Source organism: Microbacterium sp. NPDC078814 (assembly GCF_040702645.1).
Classification (GTDB): Bacteria; Actinomycetota; Actinomycetes; order Actinomycetales; family Microbacteriaceae; genus Microbacterium.
Window position 1 is genome coordinate 21,552 of record NZ_JBFBLT010000014.1, and the last position, 16,106, is coordinate 37,657.

25 protein-coding genes and 2 pseudogenes are annotated in these 16,106 nt (G+C 66.5%); 17 read left to right on the forward strand and 10 right to left on the reverse strand.

Features of this window, described 5'->3' with window-relative positions; all coding sequences use genetic code 11:
- Positions 1-4: 4 nt before the first annotated feature.
- From AB0300_RS17785 to AB0300_RS17850, 14 genes are all read left to right on the forward strand, one after another.
- A complete protein-coding gene (locus AB0300_RS17785) occupies positions 5-259 on the forward strand; it encodes a hypothetical protein (RefSeq protein ID WP_366216583.1) in 255 nt (84 codons plus the stop codon).
- A 277-nt stretch (positions 260-536) separates the two neighbouring features.
- The gene (locus AB0300_RS17790) at positions 537-2,471 is read left to right on the forward strand and encodes a hypothetical protein (RefSeq protein ID WP_366216584.1); all 1,935 of its coding nucleotides are present in this window, start codon (positions 537-539) and stop codon (positions 2,469-2,471) included.
- Between the two features lie 20 nt (positions 2,472-2,491).
- A complete protein-coding gene (locus AB0300_RS17795) occupies positions 2,492-2,893 on the forward strand; it encodes a hypothetical protein (protein ID WP_366216585.1) in 402 nt (133 codons plus the stop codon).
- A 339-nt stretch (positions 2,894-3,232) separates the two neighbouring features.
- A complete protein-coding gene (locus AB0300_RS17800) occupies positions 3,233-4,114 on the forward strand; it encodes an ArdC-like ssDNA-binding domain-containing protein (RefSeq protein WP_366216586.1) in 882 nt (293 codons plus the stop codon).
- Positions 4,115-4,159: 45 nt separating this feature from the next.
- On the forward strand, positions 4,160-4,783 hold the full coding sequence (locus AB0300_RS17805; RefSeq protein ID WP_366216587.1) for a DUF6349 family protein: 624 nt from the start codon (positions 4,160-4,162) through the stop codon (positions 4,781-4,783).
- 26 nt (positions 4,784-4,809) lie between these two features.
- Positions 4,810-5,121: a hypothetical protein gene (locus tag AB0300_RS17810; RefSeq protein WP_366216588.1), complete on the forward strand. Its 312-nt coding sequence runs from the start codon at positions 4,810-4,812 to the stop codon at positions 5,119-5,121.
- A 306-nt stretch (positions 5,122-5,427) separates the two neighbouring features.
- The gene (nrdH, locus tag AB0300_RS17815) at positions 5,428-5,685 is read left to right on the forward strand and encodes a glutaredoxin-like protein NrdH (protein WP_276550840.1); all 258 of its coding nucleotides are present in this window, start codon (positions 5,428-5,430) and stop codon (positions 5,683-5,685) included.
- 58 nt (positions 5,686-5,743) lie between these two features.
- Complete coding sequence (locus tag AB0300_RS17820; protein ID WP_259982462.1) at positions 5,744-6,160, forward strand: hypothetical protein; 417 nt, start codon at positions 5,744-5,746, stop codon at positions 6,158-6,160.
- A 49-nt stretch (positions 6,161-6,209) separates the two neighbouring features.
- Complete coding sequence (locus tag AB0300_RS17825) at positions 6,210-6,467, forward strand: hypothetical protein (protein ID WP_366216589.1); 258 nt, start codon at positions 6,210-6,212, stop codon at positions 6,465-6,467.
- Positions 6,468-6,517: 50 nt separating this feature from the next.
- Complete coding sequence (locus tag AB0300_RS17830; protein ID WP_366216590.1) at positions 6,518-6,901, forward strand: single-stranded DNA-binding protein; 384 nt, start codon at positions 6,518-6,520, stop codon at positions 6,899-6,901.
- 100 nt (positions 6,902-7,001) lie between these two features.
- Complete coding sequence (locus AB0300_RS17835; RefSeq protein WP_259982456.1) at positions 7,002-7,799, forward strand: ParA family protein; 798 nt, start codon at positions 7,002-7,004, stop codon at positions 7,797-7,799.
- Positions 7,796-8,200, forward strand: a complete 405-nt coding sequence (locus tag AB0300_RS17840) for a hypothetical protein (protein ID WP_366216591.1) — start codon at positions 7,796-7,798, stop codon at positions 8,198-8,200. The genes AB0300_RS17835 and AB0300_RS17840 overlap by 4 nt, the downstream gene beginning before the upstream one ends.
- 1 nt (position 8,201) lies before the next feature.
- Positions 8,202-8,444 carry a hypothetical protein gene (locus AB0300_RS17845; protein ID WP_366216592.1) on the forward strand — a complete coding sequence of 81 codons (243 nt, stop codon included), beginning with the start codon at positions 8,202-8,204 and terminating at the stop codon, positions 8,442-8,444.
- Between the two features lie 12 nt (positions 8,445-8,456).
- Positions 8,457-8,792, forward strand: coding sequence for a hypothetical protein (locus tag AB0300_RS17850; RefSeq protein WP_366216593.1), 336 nt, complete (start codon positions 8,457-8,459; stop codon positions 8,790-8,792).
- Positions 8,793-8,795: 3 nt separating this feature from the next.
- Here the strand turns inward: AB0300_RS17850 and AB0300_RS17855 are convergent, their stop codons facing one another.
- The 4 genes from AB0300_RS17855 to AB0300_RS17870 all read right to left on the reverse strand — a co-directional run bounded on the left by AB0300_RS17855 (position 8,796) and on the right by AB0300_RS17870 (position 10,329).
- Positions 8,796-9,065, reverse strand: a complete 270-nt coding sequence (locus AB0300_RS17855) for a hypothetical protein (protein WP_366216594.1) — start codon at positions 9,063-9,065, stop codon at positions 8,796-8,798.
- A 63-nt stretch (positions 9,066-9,128) separates the two neighbouring features.
- The gene (locus tag AB0300_RS17860; RefSeq protein WP_366216603.1) at positions 9,129-9,446 is read right to left on the reverse strand and encodes an SMR family transporter; all 318 of its coding nucleotides are present in this window, start codon (positions 9,444-9,446) and stop codon (positions 9,129-9,131) included.
- Positions 9,446-9,805 (reverse strand): SMR family transporter, encoded by a 360-nt coding sequence (locus tag AB0300_RS17865; RefSeq protein ID WP_366216595.1) that lies wholly within the window; start codon positions 9,803-9,805, stop codon positions 9,446-9,448. Before AB0300_RS17865 ends, AB0300_RS17860 begins: the two co-directional genes overlap by 1 nt.
- Positions 9,802-10,329 carry a TetR/AcrR family transcriptional regulator gene (locus AB0300_RS17870; protein WP_366216596.1) on the reverse strand — a complete coding sequence of 176 codons (528 nt, stop codon included), beginning with the start codon at positions 10,327-10,329 and terminating at the stop codon, positions 9,802-9,804. Before AB0300_RS17870 ends, AB0300_RS17865 begins: the two co-directional genes overlap by 4 nt.
- Before the next feature lie 263 nt (positions 10,330-10,592).
- Between AB0300_RS17870 and AB0300_RS17875 the strand changes: the two are divergent.
- Both AB0300_RS17875 and AB0300_RS17880 read left to right on the forward strand, forming a co-directional pair.
- Positions 10,593-11,120 (forward strand): annotated as a pseudogene (locus tag AB0300_RS17875) (amidohydrolase family protein); the annotation flags it as partial.
- 175 nt (positions 11,121-11,295) lie between these two features.
- A complete protein-coding gene (locus AB0300_RS17880) occupies positions 11,296-11,859 on the forward strand; it encodes an amidohydrolase family protein (protein WP_366216597.1) in 564 nt (187 codons plus the stop codon).
- Here AB0300_RS17880 and AB0300_RS17885 read toward each other — a convergent pair.
- Positions 11,829-12,347 carry a VOC family protein gene (locus AB0300_RS17885; protein WP_366216598.1) on the reverse strand — a complete coding sequence of 173 codons (519 nt, stop codon included), beginning with the start codon at positions 12,345-12,347 and terminating at the stop codon, positions 11,829-11,831. The genes AB0300_RS17880 and AB0300_RS17885 overlap by 31 nt on opposite strands.
- Positions 12,344-14,032, reverse strand: a complete 1,689-nt coding sequence (locus tag AB0300_RS17890) for an NAD(P)/FAD-dependent oxidoreductase (protein WP_366216599.1) — start codon at positions 14,030-14,032, stop codon at positions 12,344-12,346. Before AB0300_RS17890 ends, AB0300_RS17885 begins: the two co-directional genes overlap by 4 nt.
- Positions 14,033-14,079: 47 nt before the next feature.
- On the opposite strand from AB0300_RS17890, the gene AB0300_RS17895 reads away from it, so the two are divergent.
- A complete protein-coding gene (locus AB0300_RS17895; RefSeq protein WP_366216600.1) occupies positions 14,080-14,610 on the forward strand; it encodes a TetR/AcrR family transcriptional regulator in 531 nt (176 codons plus the stop codon).
- Between the two features lie 62 nt (positions 14,611-14,672).
- On the opposite strand, the gene AB0300_RS17900 is transcribed toward AB0300_RS17895, so the two are convergent.
- The 4 genes and pseudogenes from AB0300_RS17900 to AB0300_RS17915 all read right to left on the reverse strand — a co-directional run.
- Complete coding sequence (locus AB0300_RS17900) at positions 14,673-15,029, reverse strand: hypothetical protein (RefSeq protein WP_366216604.1); 357 nt, start codon at positions 15,027-15,029, stop codon at positions 14,673-14,675.
- A 6-nt stretch (positions 15,030-15,035) separates the two neighbouring features.
- Entirely contained in the window at positions 15,036-15,203 is a 168-nt protein-coding gene (locus AB0300_RS17905) for a CarD family transcriptional regulator (RefSeq protein WP_366216601.1), read from the reverse strand.
- A gap of 242 nt (positions 15,204-15,445) precedes the next feature.
- A complete protein-coding gene (locus AB0300_RS17910; protein WP_366216602.1) occupies positions 15,446-15,727 on the reverse strand; it encodes a hypothetical protein in 282 nt (93 codons plus the stop codon).
- A pseudogene (locus tag AB0300_RS17915) lies at positions 15,727-16,106 on the reverse strand (caspase family protein); the annotation flags it as partial. The gene AB0300_RS17910 and the pseudogene AB0300_RS17915, both read right to left, overlap by 1 nt.

Genomic DNA, 16,106 nt, shown 5'->3' on the forward strand with positions numbered 1-16,106 from the left:
GCGCATGGGTACTCAGAACGGAAGGCCGAGCAAGGGACGTCGCGACGCCATTCTGGCGAAGCCGCCCGTAGAGTTCGGCGCGATCTTGAAGCAGAACGCAGACGCAGCCGGACTCTCCTATGGCGAGTACCTGGTGATGCTCGCGGCCGATGCACTGGGAATGCCCCAGTACGCACCGCCGCGCCCGCGCGATCGCGCAGCAGAGCTGCCGATCCCGGAGCTGAGCACGGCCAAGGAGGCAACCTCGAAAGCCGCATAGAACGAGCGAGCCCCCCGCCTCTACGAGACGGGGGGCCGAAGCTAAGTGCCTGATCTTCTGAGTTTGGCGACACGGGCAGATCGAGGCAGTTCCAGAAAAAGCCGGTAGGGAACCGGGCCTTCGCTGTACCCAGCGACCGAAGTCGAAAGGTGGTGCCATCATAGCGCGCGCTCCTCAAAAGCGATATCGCGTTCTCAGCGAGTCGTGGGCGCTCACCGTGGCGGTGAGCCCGCGCCGTCGTGTGCGCGTGGCCCTCGTTGACGCCTACGGCACAACGATGAATCGCTACATGGACAGCGCCATGCGCGATCGCGCGCCTCAGCGGCCGTGGGCGATGTACTTGGCCGGCGCCGATGATCGGTTCCGCTTCCTCGCGTTCGACCTCGACGCCCACGGCGACGCTGCCGCTCCGCTGCGCGACCTCGACGTGCTCACCGGTCACCTAGTCGACGCCGGTATCCCTTTTCTCGTGTGCAAGTCCGGTCCTTCCGGCGGTCGTCACGTGTGGGTCGGCCTGGCCGAGTCCGTCGACGCCGATACCGTGGCCACGCTGAATCGGCTCGTCAAGCACCTTTGCCCGAGCCTCGACCTCTCCCCCCTGTCCAATGCGCGGACGGGCTGTGTGCGGCCCCCAGGAGCCCCCCACCGCAGCGGAGGGGTGTCGACACCCCTCGCGGGCTCGCTGGACGTCCTCACGGACCCTCAGACGCCCGCAGACGCGATCCGAGGCCTCGTAACCCGCCTCGCTGCGCTCGTGGACGACACTGAGCCGGCAGACGCCGAGGGAGGCCGCTACGTCGGTCCAATCCCCGTCGACGCCCACCGCCGCCTGTACCTCGTCGGTCGACGCCGTGAGCTGCCCGCTCCCAGCGCCACAGCGCTGCGCGAGCTGCCGGCCGGCGCCGACGCCTCTGCGCATCTGTGGCGCGTGCTCATCGGCGCTGCCGCCGCTCGATGGCGTCACGCCGACGTCGCTGCGCTCGTCGACGACGCTGACGGCCTAGAGCACGTACGCACCCGCGCGAGCCCTCGTGGCCGCACGCCGCGGCCGCGGCGCGAGCAGGCCGCGATCCTGGCCCGCCAGTGGGACAAGGCTGTGCGCTACGTCGCCAACAGCTCGCGCCAGATCGGGGACGATCCGACGTTCGATCGGCGCGCCGACCGGATCGCCGCCCACGTGCGCGACGTCCAGGAGCGCGCTGACGCCGCTGCCGGCCGTTGGACCCGAGGCGGTGGCCCAGCCGACCGCCGCATCCTCGACGTCCTGTGCGTCATCGCTCTGCACGCGCTCCGCGGCACCGTGGAGGCCGACACCCGCCGCTTGGCCCTACTAGCCGGCGTCGGCCGTGAAACGGCCAGGACGGCGCTGCTACGCCTCGCGCAGGACGGCTGGATCGCTCACGCCGCCGCGGCCGAGGGACCGCGCGGCGCTCATTGGACGATCGACCCGAAGAACGCTCTCCACAGCTCCTCCGACCATGCCCGGTCACAAGCGGACCCGCGCCCCCCAGGGGCCGGGGCCGCTGAGAGAAACCAGCTCCTCGCAACGCTCCGCACCCGAACAACAGATGCCGCGCACGACCTATTCACCTCAACCCGCCCCGCACTAGGTCACCTGGCCGGGAACATCTACGCACACACCGACTCCGCGCCCGCCACTCTTGACGACCTCGCCCGCAGCACCGGCGCCGGTATCGTCCGCACCGCTCGCCTGCTTGACCGTCTCGCTTACGCCGGCATCGTCGAGCCGACGCCGACCGGATGGGTGCGCAGCTCACGCAGCACCGTCGACGCCGCGGCCGAGCGCGCGGGAGTCGCCGGCCGCCTTGACGCCCGTGCCCTCCGCTATCGAGTCGAACGCGAGGTCTGGGCCTGGTGGAAAGCCGAGGAGACGTGGATGCATGCACCACGTCGACCCCACGCCGTCCGCCGCCCCGGCCGCGGACAGCTCTCGCTCGTCCCCGATGACGGCACACACGCCTACGGCCCACACCCTCGACGCCCTGACGGCCGACTCGACTTCGCAGAAGCCCGCCGAGTCGTCGTCGACGAGCGCACGGGCACCGCAGCTCGCGACCGCGCTCCTAAGCGTGCAGACGGAGATCTCCGCTCGAGAACGGTCGACCAGGCGCAAACCGTTGTCGAGCCCCTCGAGCTCGACGACACCGACCGCATGATGATGCGGATTCTCGGCGCTGTCCGGATCGCGTGAACGCCGCATAAGGTCAGGGAATGGTCGAGCTGCAATACCCGCCCTACAGCGCCGAGCTGCACGGTCAAACCTCGATCGACGCGCGTCCCCTGCCGCTCGCTCTGCTGAAAGAAATGCTCTGGTCCCGGTCGGAGGACCGAGACGACGCCCTTGCCGTCATCGCCAACCTGCACCACAGCCTGCAAGCTCCTGACGGCACCGTGCACCAATTCGCGATCGCTGACCACGTGCCCAACCTCATCGAGGCGATCACGATGCTCGACATGTTCGACGAAGCGAGCAGCGTCGGCGCGATCGGATGGGATGAGGAAGCCCAGCGCCACGTCCTCGTCGACGCCGAGCTGCGCGGCCTCGACCCCGACGGGTTTCCTGACGAGCTGCGCGCGTTCCTCGTTGCCGTGATGAGCACCGAGCGCCGCTGAGCGGCAGGACGGTTCCCGTCCCTTGCGAGCCGGCGGCTCGCTGATCGAGCCGGCGGTGCCGGCACAGTCAAGGCCTACGGCCCGTTCTTTTGCCGTGAAGCCTTCGGCAGCATACGGTCGTCAACCCTCCACCCAAGCGGCTGCGCCGCCGGCTCCTCCGAGACTTTCGGCACGCGGTCGCTGCGCTCCCTTATTTCGCGCCGAAGCTCTCTCCCCCACCGCCCTACGGGTTGAGCTCCGGGCATCCTCCCTAGCGGCGGTAAACCGCCTTCACGGCAAAAAAACGTGGAGGGGATGAGCAGGGAAATAACCCTATTACCGGCACGGAAGGTTCCGAACATGGCACGCAACGTCAAGACCACCAAGACCCCCGAGCAGCGTCGCGCCGAGGCCGAGGAGCTACAAGCGACGATCGCGGAGCAGGTCGAGGCGCTGCGCGAGTCGGAGGCGTGGGCGCGGTTCCTGGACTTCACGAAGGCATTCCACCGCTACAGCATCAACAACCTGTTGTTGATCTTTGGCCAGTGCCCCGAGGCGTCCCACGTCGCCGGTTACCGGACTTGGCAGAAGCTCAACCGCCAGGTGCGCAAAGGTGAGCGCGGAATCCGCATCTTCGGCGGCCGCGACGTGCGCGAGACGGTCGAGAACCCCAAGACCGGCGAGGACGAGGAGCAGCGCCGAACCCTGTTCTTCCCGGTGTCCGTGTTCGACATGGGACAGACCGACCTCATCGACCCCGAGGCGGGCGACCCGACCGACATCGCGCGACCGCTGACCGGAGACGACCCCGCAGGCATCTTCGACGCCGTGGCCGACTACCTCACCGGCAAGGGCTGGACCGTCGAGCGCGAGAGCATCCCCGGCGGCGCACACGGCTACACCGACCCCGAGAGCCGTCGCGTCGTGCTCGATTCCGACCTCTCCCCCGCCCAGGCCGCAAAGACCGGACTTCACGAGGCCGCCCACGTCATCCTGCACGCCGACGAAGATCACGCCGAGTACGTCGAGCACCGCGGCACCAAGGAAACCGAGGCCGAGAGCGTCGCCTACGTCGTCGCCGGGATTCTCGGACTCGACACCAGCGCCTACAGCGTCGGATACGTCGCCGGGTGGAGCAACTGCGACGCCGAGACGATCAAGGCCACCGCAGCGAACGTGCTGCGCGCAGCTCACGCACTGGCCGACGCGCTCACCGAGCAGCCCGAGGCCGTCGCCGCCTAAGCGGCAATAACTCTATTGCCGTCAAGGCCGTCACGAGGAGGAACGATGACCGCGGAAACCCTGTTCGACCTGGCCGAGTTCGAGCGCGAGGCCGTCGTTGCCACCGCATGGAACGGCGCGCCCCTGGCCTACACGACCAGCTATTACAGCCCCGCCGAGCTGGATGCGGCATTCGACCGCTACCGCGCCGAGTTCGGCGGCTTCGGATGCATCCCCCGCTCCCACATGTGGCACCGCAACAGCTACAACCAGGGCGAGCGCGCAGCGACCGACGACGGTCACGAGCTGCACATGTTCTACGCCGACGCCTGGTGCAAAGAGGCCGACCACGACCACGCCGCCGACCCGCTCCCCAGCGGCGGCCGCTATCAGGCCGTGTGCCCCGGCTGCGCCTGGCACATCATCACCGAGCGCGAGAACGACGCAGTAGAGGCATGGCACGACCACGCCCTGCCCGGCTGGCGATCACTGCCGATCATGCCCCGCCCCGCCGCAGCGGCCACCGACGAGAAGAAGGCACGAGCCGCCGCCGCCAAGTGGTGCGCGGCCAACTACCCCGCCGAGTGGCAGCGCCCCGGCTCCCCCGTCCGCACCACCCGAGGCCCGCACGGCGGCCGACACGTCGAATCCCGCTCCCCCTTCGGCGGCTACGACCTCGCCGCCGACTGACCACCCCGACCAGACAGGAGACCCCCGTGCACACCCTCACAGAAACCGACGTCGCCGCCCTCCTCGACGACCTCGCGCAGCTCCTCCCCTTCCCCACGACGCTCTACACCGACATGGGCGCGGATAGCTGGGCCCCTCAGCTCTACTTCGGCCCCGTCGACTCGTCATCAGACCTCGCCGCACACCGCGCCGGGATCGACGCCGACACCGTGCGCCCGGTCTGGTGGATCGACCTCGACGGCGGAACGCGAACGATCCTCCTCGACGAGGTAACCCCCGACGACGTGTGCAACGTCGCCGCGCGAATCACCCAGCTCTACCCCGAACACCGGCAATAACTCCAATACCGGCCCGCCGAGCTGCGCCCCTCACGTCCAGGGCGCGGCCGGCGGCGGACGGAGCCGCCGCCGGCTAACGGACGGCCGGACGGAGCCGGCCGACTGCAGGGGCCTGTTGGCCCGTTCTTTTGCCGTGAAGCCTTCGGCAGCATACGGTCGGCCAACCTGCGCGCCAGTGCTTTCGCGGCATATCCTCCCTCGCTGCGCTCAGTCCGGTATTCCACGGTCACTGGCACTCCTGCCGCCCTCCCTAGCGGCGAATGAATTCGCCTTCACGGCAAAAAAACGAGGGGGAGGAGAGAGACAATGAGCGACATGATCCGGGACGAGCTGGTGGTCTACAGCAAGCCGTCGTGCGTGCAGTGCAACGCGACGTACCGAGCGCTGGACAGCAAGGGCATCCCCTACCGCGTGGTCGACCTCAGCGAGAACCCCGATGCGTTGGAGTACGTGCAAGACCTCGGCTATCTGCAAGCCCCCGTCGTCGTCGTCGACGATGACGATCACTGGGCGGGATTCCGCCCTGACCACATCGAGCGCGTCGCTGCCCACTTCAACGCCTGAACAGTAGTAAATAACTCTATTACCTCTTATACTGGTAATACCTACCCAAGGAGGAACCATGAACGCTCGCAACCTGACCCCGTATGACCGAGGCACCCGCCTAGAGCCGCAGCTCTGGCCGCTCGGGGACGACCCCGACAGCTACGGCCGGGTGGACTTCGACAACGAGGAGTCCGCAACCGTCCTGACCGCCTATGTCGAGCGCGAGGGCGACGGATACGCGATGCACGTCGCGGGGATGGCCGAGCCCCTGAGCCTGGTCGTCGACGGCGGCGGGCGCGTCGTCCCGGTCGACGCCGAGCTGTGCGCGGGGATCGATGAGCTGCTGGACATGGCCCGCCGAGGCCGTGAGGACTTCGAGCACCAGGCGAGCTATGGCGACTACACCCCCGAGGATCGCGCGGCCGCGGATCGCCGTTGGCTGCTGGCCCAGAAGGTGGCCGAGCTGCTGCGCGGAGAAGCCGAAAAGGCTTGACGCGAATAGAGTCGTTAACTACAATAGAGTTATTACTGAGGAGGACAGCGTGACCACTCAGACCATCACCGTGACCCGGCTTGCCGATCTGCAATTCGGTGACCGGCTCAAGAGCTGGGACGGCCGCCCCTACAACCCGCCCCGCCGCGTCGCATCCGAGCTGGGGGCAATCACCGCCGGTTCGCCCGTGCAGGGCGTCCGCTTGCAGAACCCGAACCCCACAAGCCTTATCGAGCTGGTGCTCTACCCGTCACAGATGGACGGCCGCAGATTGGAGGTTGAGCGCGAGACATTCGATCCGGCCTAATAACACTATTAGCGGCAACACCTGTAATACCGACCGATGGAGAAGAACCCATGAGCTACATCACCCGCACCGGCAACCTGGCCGCGACGCCAACCCTCCGCGAGGGGGACAACGGCCCGTACACCTACGCCCGCGTCCTCGTCAGTGACCGCATCCGCCAGGAGGACGGCAGCTACACCGACGGCCCCACCGTCGCCTACGACGTCGCCGTGAGCGGCAACCAGGCCGTGAACCTCGTCGAGGTCGCGGAGCAGTCGGGCAACGTCCGCGTGACGTTCTCGGGCCGCTACCGCGTCACCGAGTACAAGGGCGACCAGGGGAGCCGCTTGCAGCACGAGGTTCGAGCTGATGAGGTCGCGGTGAGCCTGCGCGGGCAGAGCGTCCGCGTCGTCGGCAAGCCCGCATCGGACCAGGGCGACGACACCCCGTTTTGAGCGCGGATCGAGGGGGGGCGTGCTGCGCCCCCCTTTCCCATTCCGTCAACACCGGCAATAGCCGTATTAGAGTTGTTCCCGTCAACGGAGGTATTTTCTTATGACCGCTCGAATCCTCGCCCTCTGCAATCAGAAGGGCGGCGTCGGCAAGAGCACGACGACATTCCAGCTCGCCCGCGCCGCGGTGCTCGCCGGTCGCCGCGTGCTGGCCGTCGACAACGATCCGCAGGGCAACCTCACGAGCAACATCACCGCCGAGGAGGTCGACGCCGAGCAGGCGGGCCTGGCTGATGTGCTGAGCACCCGCGCCGACGACACCATGCGCGACGTCATCGTGCCTGGACTCTGGCCCGGCCTCGACGTCGTGCCGACGTCCGGGGCCACGCTCGGGAACGTCCGGGATGAACTCGTGATCGCCGGCGCCGGCCGAGAGGTTCGGCTGCGCGAGGCACTGGCCCAGGTGGTCGAGGACTACGACCTGATCCTGATCGACTCCGCGCCATCCCTCGACCAGCTCACGATTAACGCCCTCACGGCAGCCGATGGAGCTGTGATCGTCACCCACACGAAGAAATGGAGCCTTGATGGGCTCGGGCAGCTCCTCGACACGATCGGCAACGTCCAGCGGTACTACAACCCCGGACTGAGCGTCGCGGGAATCATCGTCAACCAGCACGAGGAGCGCACCGTCGGCGGGGCCGCCTGGCTCGACGAGCTCCGCGCGGCCGCCGAGGGCCGCGGGCTGCGCTTGATCGGTCGACCCATCCCTAAGCGCGTTGTGATCGCAGACGCCACCGAGGCCGCGCGGGGCCTCGACGAGTGGGGGAGTGCCGAGGCAACCGCGCTCGGAGCGATCTACGCCGAGCACCTGGCAGCTATCGAAGGAGATCCCTCATGAACCGTCCCGCCCCCCGCAAATCGAGCCTGTCGAGCGCGAGCCCGTTCGATCACCCCACGGCCCCGGAGGCCGCCCGGGAGGCTCCCGCAGCGCCTCCCGCCTCCACTGCGCCCGCCCCGGCGGCACAGAGCGCCACAGAGCCGCTGAGCGCCGCTGAGAAGGGGGAGAAGCCCGGCAAGCCCCCCAAGATCACGATCTACCAGCACCCCGACGACTCCGCCCGCATGCGCGGCGCGATCGTCGCCTACATGCGCCACGTCGGCATGACCAACCTGTCGAAGTTCGCCAACGAAGCGATCATGGAGAAAGTCGAGCGCCTGGAAGCCCAGTACAACGACGGGAAGCCGTTCGAGCCCGTCGGCCCGGGCGTGCTCACCGTCGGCCGACCGATGGGGGAGTGACATGGCAACGCGCACCGCAACAGCCGTGATCGTTAAGGCGTCCACCGTCGACACCGAAGGCGTCGAGCTGACGCGTCACTACGGCCCGTTCCTGCCACACGTCGGGTCGGCCACGACAACGTTTCTCGAGAACCTTGAGGACGAGCTGAGGGAGTCAGGTCGATACCGGGACTGGGAGCTGTCGATCGAGGACGTGTTCATCGGTGCGGACGAGTCGGACTGCGAAGTCCGAGCCACCCGGTAGAAGGCGATGGCCGTGGACGACTCGGATGCAGCCACCTACGCCAGTCACGGCCCCTCGTCCGTCGCGCGCAAAGGTGACCGGCTGCTACGCGGCCCACTACCTCCTGCGCAGCCGGTGAACGAGTACCTTCACGCGATGCGCGAGGACTGGGACAACCTCACGAACGCGCAGCGCGTCGAGAACGTTCGTGCCTCGCTGCTGTTCATCGCAGACCCGGTGTCGCACCTCGACGAGTTCGACCACTCGAACCTGGCGGACCTGACGCTGGGCGAGCTGTATCACGCCCGCCTCGTGCTGCTGCGCTTACTCCCGCACCTGACCGTGGCCGCCGACGCCGAACGGTCCTAGACCTCATCGGCGGTTGCTCGACGGCGGGCCGGCATGCTTGACGTACTCCGACCAGGTGCACTCGACCGCGAGGCGCATCGCGTCCTCGGGGAAGTAGCCGATGAGCTGCCGCAGCAAGGGGTCCGGGTCGAACGTCACTGAGCGCAACAGCCGGCGGCCCCGAATCTCGACCACGCGCAAGATCGCGATCCGTTTGCTGCGATCGAACACGTACCAGACGCCGGGCTCGGGGGAGCGCTGCAACTGAGACATTGGGGACCAGTGCTGCACCACGAGCCGACCCTACAAGCATTCGAACACTTGTTCGAATGGGTATCGGGCCGGCTCGTGCTGCAATCAGTGCGCGGCGCCGAGTTCGATGAGAAGAACGCCGCCGACGATGAACACGATGCCGAGCCCCATGAGCCAGGTGAAAGGTTCCTTGAAGAGGAATTTGCTGAGGATGGCGGTGAGTGCGACGCCGGATGCGGCCCAGATGCCGTAGGCGACGCCAAGGGCCATGCCCCCGGCGAGGGCGAGGGAGAGAGAGGTGAACGCGAGGACGTAGCCGACGGCAACGCCGATGTACCAACGTTTCTTGTCGACGGCCATGCGCAGCGAGAGCGTGCCGACGACTTCGAACACGATGGCGCCGATGAGGAACAGCCAGACCATCACGCGACCTCTGCCTTCTTCTTGTGGCCGGCCTGCGCGCCGAGTTCGACGCAGAGCACACCGGCGATGACGATGATGATTCCGATGCCCATCAGGAGGGTGAGCGGTTCACCGAAGATCACGAGGGACAAGAGCGCGGTCAGGGCGACACCGGACGCCCCCCAGATGCCGTACGCGACGCCGAGGGCCATGCCGGTGCGGAGCACGAGGCTGAGGAAGACGAACGCGCCGAGGTAGCCGACGACCACGAGGGCGTACAGGGCCGGGAGTTCGAGGGCTCCTTTCAGCGAAAGGGAGCCTGTCACCTCCGCGGCGATCGCGCCGGCCAAAAACAGCCAGCCCTTTGCTTTGTTGTTCACTGGGGTTCTCCTTGGTTGACGAGTTGGATGGCGATGACGCGCAGCACTTTGCGTTCGTCGTCACGGACGGTGGGGATGCCGAGAGCGGCGTTGAACCATGCGCCGTCGGCAAGTAGTCGGGCGGCGCGTAGTGATGCCCGACTGGCGGGGTCGGCGTCGATGTGATTCCCGAACCAGGGGTCCAGGCGCTGCGCCCACAGGGTGCATAGTCGATCGCGGAGGTTCACGTCGGCCAGAAGGGCGAGGTCGCTCGGGTCGAACGTTTCGGTCAGGGCGTAGTCGACGTAGGCGCGCAGCTTGTCGATCGAGCTGGCGTCATCGGCGGCTCGCGCCCGCAGGCCGGACTCCCATCTGTCGATGATTCGATCCACGACTGCGACCGTCAGTGCTTCCTTGGTCGGGAAGTGATGCACGATCCCGGGCTTGCTGAGCCCGGCTTCGCGCGCAACGGCGTCGATGGTGAGGTTCTCGCCGCGTTGGAGGACGCTGATCGCAGAGTCGAGCAGCTCGGGTTTGGTGGGCACCTTCCTAGTATACCATACCATATGGTTGGTAGGTGCATTAGAGTTTGAGCCACCAACGTTCGATGCCGAGGGAGAATGCTGTGAGTTCGAAGCGACTGGTCACCAATGGGTATGTCGTCACGATGGACGATTCCCTGCCGGAGGTGCCCCGAGGGGCTGTCCTGGTCGAGGACGGGAAGATCGCGGCTGTCGGGCCGGCGGATCAGTTCGACGGTGTTGACGCCGACGTGATCGACGCGCGCGGGGGCCTGATCATGCCCGGCATGATCGACACCCACCGGCATACCGGCGCCAGCCTTAATCGTGGGTTCGGCGCTGATAAGTCCCTCCTGGAGTACCTGAGTGACGTGTTCACTCGTTTCGTCCCAGCATTGACCGTGGACGATCTGCACCTTTCCTCTGTGATCGGGGGGCTGGAAGCGCTCGATGCGGGAGTCACAACGGTGCTGGACTGCGGCGACGTCACGACCACGCGAGGCCACGCAGAGGCCAACATTCAGGGCTTGGTCGACTCGGGCATTCGCGCGGTCTACGCGTACGGATTGAGTGACGAGGACTATCCGGGTGTTGGGTCCGGGGCGGTCGCTGCTCGTGCTCGCCTGACGGACGTCGCTGAGCTGAAAGATGCCGGCGGCGACCTCGTGCGTGTGGGGATGTCGCTCGCGCACCTCGGGACCGTTCCGTTCGAGCAAACAGAGGCGTCCATCCACCTCGCGGATGAACTCGGCATGCTGTGCTGCTCTCACACGGCAGGGTTGAAGAACTCGAACTACATCAACGGCGTGCGCGAACGCGCTCACCGGGGGCTGATGCTCCCGGGGCACGTCTACATTCACGTGACCAATCTGAACGACCAGGAGTGGCAGCTCATCGCGGACACGGGAGGCAAGGCCTCCATCGCTCCGGAGACCGAAATGCAGATGGGGATGGGTATGCCGCCGTTCCGCGCGTGCATGGACCACGGGCGTGCCGGTCTCGCTCAGCACGGACACCATCGGGTCCGGGTCTGCAGACCTGCTTTCGCAGATGCGGCTGGGGCTGCAACTGCAACGTGCACTGGACAACGAGGAGTCGCACGGGCGTGGGGCTATCCCGTTCCGCATCGAGCTGACCACTCGTGATGCCCTCGCGTGGGGCACTCGTAACGGCGCTGACGCGCTCGGCCTCGACCGCACCGTGGGCACCTTGACGATCGGGAAAGCAGCCGACCTCGTGGTGGTGTCTGACCGCCGAGCTCTGTCGCCCACGAACGATCCGGTCGGAGGCGCCGTGCTGCAATCGACGGCCGCCGACGTCGACCTCGTGCTGGTCAACGGCGAGGTTCGCAAACGGGACGGGAAGCTCGTCGGCCACGACCTCGCCGGTATTCGAGCCCGTGCCACTGAAACCCTGGGGCGTATCACCGAGCACGTCGCGCAGACCGCCGCTCTCACCGGCCCGCAGCTCCGCGCGTTCCTTGCAGACAGCGAGCGGCAGGCAACGGTCCACTTCGCGGAGGCTTACACAGCCCCTGAACGCGCCGCTGACTGAGCGCTGCCCCACATCGCCACGTACGAGTGCGAGCAGAGTTCGAGCACGGAGCCCCACGGGTCTTCGGCGTAGACGATGCGGTGGTTCTGCTCGGGGTTGACGACGAACACGGGTGTGCGGGCTTTGCCGCCTGCTGCGACAATCGCGCTGAGCTTTTGGTCTAGGTCGGGCACGGTGAGCCCGAGGTGGTTGAACCCGCCGAACCAGTACTCGAAGTTGTTCTCTCGTGCGACGGTTTTCGGAGAGTCGAACTGGAAGAGTTCTAGGCCGAAATTGTCGTCGGTGGCCAGGTGGGCGAACCTCCATCGCTGGTACCCGGCACCGTAGATCTCCATCCCGACGTCACCGAGAGCGGTGCCGTCTTCGCTGATTTCGAGGGGGCCGGCGAGCAGTCGGAACCCGAGCACGTCGGTGTACCAGGAGATTGCCTGATCGAGGTCGGGGACAGACAGGCCGACGTGCGGAGCGGAGGCCCGGTTGGTGCTCACTTCTTCGCCCCGGTCTTGCGGCGAGAGGACGTAAGAGCCTGCGCGACGAGATGCCCTGATCCGCCGTTGAGGCCCGCTCCGGGGTGCGTCGATGCGCCGATATGCCAGACGCCTTTCACGCGGGTGGCGTGCCCGCCCGCGTGGGGGAGAGGCCGCCACAGCAGGTTCTGGTCAAGCTCGGCGGAACCGCTATAGGGGTCGCCGTGAACCGCGTTCGGGTTCGCGGCGGCCAGGTCGACGGGGCTCAGGGCTTCCACTTTCAGGATGCTCGAGAGCGTTCCGGGCGCGTGCGCCTCGACCCGGTTGAGCACCCGATCGATGTAGGCGGCCTTGGTGGACTCCGACCAGGTGCCATCCACCGCGATCGTGCCGGCCGCGTCGGCGGTCGGCGCCCAGGGTGCCTCCTGCAACTGCAACCACAGTGAGCCGGCCCCTTCCGGGACGCGCGCGGGGTCGAGCAGCTCCTGCCGTCCGACAACGATCGTCGGCTCGGCCGGAAGCATGCCGGCATCGGCCTGCGCACATGCGATCCCGGTGCTGCCTGACCCGTCACTGATGTGCACCAGCGGGACGTCCTGAACGGTGTCGTCGGCCCACACCAACGGGCGATCGAGGGCGACATGCACCTGAACCGCGGCGCGACCGTAGCGGTACCGGGCGGCCTCCGTACGGATGCGCTCGGGAACCAGCGCAGACTTCAACAGGGTGCCGTACAGCGCCTGCGGGGTGACACTAGCAATCACGGCCCGGGAGGCTTTCACCACACCCGCATCGGTGACGACACCGGAGGCGACGCCATCGGTGACCTCGATCGATTCTGCGCGACGGTTCGTCATCACCGTCACGTCGAGCTCCGCGAACAGACCCTCGAACGCCTTGATGAAGTTGGCCGCGCCACCCACCACGACGGGGGCCCCGAAGCCGTGCAGCGTCATCGCGAGTACCGGGATCATCATCCCGCCCGTGGCGTGATCCGGCGACATTCCCGCATGCAAAAGCCAGGGCGCCCACATCTGGTCGGCTTGCGGGCCATCAAAGCGCCCGCGCATGAAGGAACGCCCGCTCATCACCGCGTCGCGGACGAGCATTTCCAACCCGTCGAGCTTCTGCGACCGCAGCGCCCCCAACCCCAGCTTCGCCATCGTCTTCGTCGCGCGAATCTCAGATCCCAGCGCACCAAAGACCGTGCCGGCTCGCGCACCCATCTGATCCATCATCGCCATGTACGCATCGCGATCGTGGGTGCTCGCCAAACCCTCGGCGGTCTTGGCGGCGTCCCGGTACACCACCGCCGATCCCGTCACTGCCGTGCTCCCCGTCACCGCACCGTCGGTGTTGGCGTACTGCAAACCGTGGGCGTGAAGCTTCTCCCCGAGCGCCGCGTACGCGCCTCCCGAGGTGAACTGCGGATGCCACGACGAGAAAGTGTCGTGCACATACCCCGGCAGAGTCAGCTCCCCCGACGCGACAAACCCGCCCAACTGTGGGTGCTGCTCGATCAGAGCAACCTTCCACCCGGCAAGACCCAGTTCCGCGGCCGCGACGAGTCCGTTCACACCAGACCCGATCACTACTGCTTCGAAAGACTCCATCGTCAAACTCCTCCGCCGGACACGGCGCAGCCCCGCAACGATCAGCCACGGCGCTTCCACACAATCACCTACCTTTTGGTAGGTGATCGCCATGCTACTCCTCGGAGCGGAACCGTCGACGGGGCTCCTAACCTGAAGGCATGGCCCGAACGAAAACCGACTTGCTCGACGACGCCATTGACGTCCTGCGAACCGGGGGAACCCTCACCATCGAATCCCTCGCCCAGCGCGCTGGCCTTACCAAGCCCGGCGTCCTGCACCACTTCCCGAGCAAAGAAGCGCTCATGGAAGGCCTCATCGAGCGGGTGGGGATGCTGTGGGAACAAGAACTCGTCTCGGTCACCACTGCCGAGGAATCTGATCCCCTGGCTCGGTTCCGGGCGTACGTCACACGGTCGTTGACGCAGGATTTTGACGGAGCCGATCTTGCACTGATCGGCGACGTGCGACTACGGGCACAGCTCTGCCAGCAGTGGACCGAACGACTCGACCCCTGGTTCGGGAACGAGATTCCCGCCACCCCCTCCCAGCGTGCGCTACTGCACGCCGCTCGATTTCTCGCAGACGGAGCCTGGTTCGACCAAGGACTCGGCATCGCCGCGATGTCGAGCGACGAGCGATCCGCAGTGAAAGACGTCGCCCTCGAACTCATCGACAGAGCCACCACCTAGCCCCGTTCGGCTCGTGGGATGCTGCGCGAACGTGATCGGAGGCACGCCAGGGATGCGATTTGTCAGCTCGCCAACGGTGAGCGTGACCCCTCACGCGGCTCGTGGCCGCGTTCGAGGATTGCGGCAACGAGCATCTGGTCAATTTCTTCCGTGGGGGCATCAAGCACAAGACGCAGCTCCGTGCGAATCGGTTTGAACGCCGCTTCGAGCTGGTCGCGCTCACCGGTTGAGACTCCACGGAACTCACGCCGCCGGTAAATATCTCGTGCCACCGAGGCGACGGTGAACGTGTCGCCGGAAGCAAGCCGCTCAGCGTTGGCCTTGAATCGGCGCGACCACTGCTTATCTTCTGGCGCGCTCTCTGACCGGAGGACGTCGAAGAGGTCGTGAATCTGCTGTTCTGAAAGGAGTGGTCGGATTCCGAGTTAACTCGCGCGATCGATGGGCACAGACACCGAGAGAGCGTTCGTGAGGACGGACAGCTTGACGTACTCAATGGCTACGCCTTTGACCTGACGGGTCTCATGGCCGATGACGGTCGCCGGTCCGTGCGCCGAGTGCACGACGGTCGTCCCAGGAATGAAGGTGAGCATGGAGTCCTCGCCTGATAGGTGACGCCGCACTCGACATCGAATCGCGAGGATTCGACGGCTCCTGACTCACGCCTCAAAGACGGAGGTTCCTGAACGCGGGAGCGGCGAAACCGTGTAGGACGGCGCACCGATCCTGCGAGCCGGGCAAGTCCAATTATCTCAGATGCGGCGGAGCTGCTCGCGATCCCCCCACGTGGTTCCGTCTCCCTGACGCATCCTCGTGGGGTGATCCTCCGCTGGGATCACTCTGAGCCGCGAACGTGGCCCGATAGGACTTTGAGGTACTCCCGAGCCTGTTCGCGGTCGCTGTCTTTTTCTGATTCGTCGAGGTCGGCGTATGCCGTGTCCATTTGGCGAGTCCACCGTTGGGCGAGGTTGGCGGGGATGATGAGGTTGCCGTCGGCGTCGACCTGGCACTGCTCATGGAGATACCGCTGCCAGTGAGCCCACCGCTGGTGAGCGACTGCCGCGATCGCTTCGAGCAGTTCTTCGGAGGTGAGGGCGTCGTGCGGGTCTTGCTTCACTAGATCAGCCGCTCGTTGACGAGGTTCCAATAGTGCTCGCCGGTGACGGTGAGCTCGCACGACTTGTTCCCCATCGCGGCCCAGTACATGTGCTCTGCGCCCACGGGGCGCACGAGGTTGACCCGCGCATAGTTCTGCAGGACCTTGAAGGTGGCGACGTGAATCGGATCGGGTGCGGGGATGGTCGGGTCGGCCACTTCCTCTGCCGACCGTGCAGGTTCGTAGGAGGGGTCAAGAGGGAGCTCGACGCCGGGGACAGGGAAGATTGTCGTGAGCTGGTGGAGCTCTGAGAGTGCGATCGGAGGCTTTGCCCGTCGCAGCGAGACGAACGTTTTCACGTTGGTTTTGAACACGGGGCGCTGTTGCCAGGGTCCAAGGG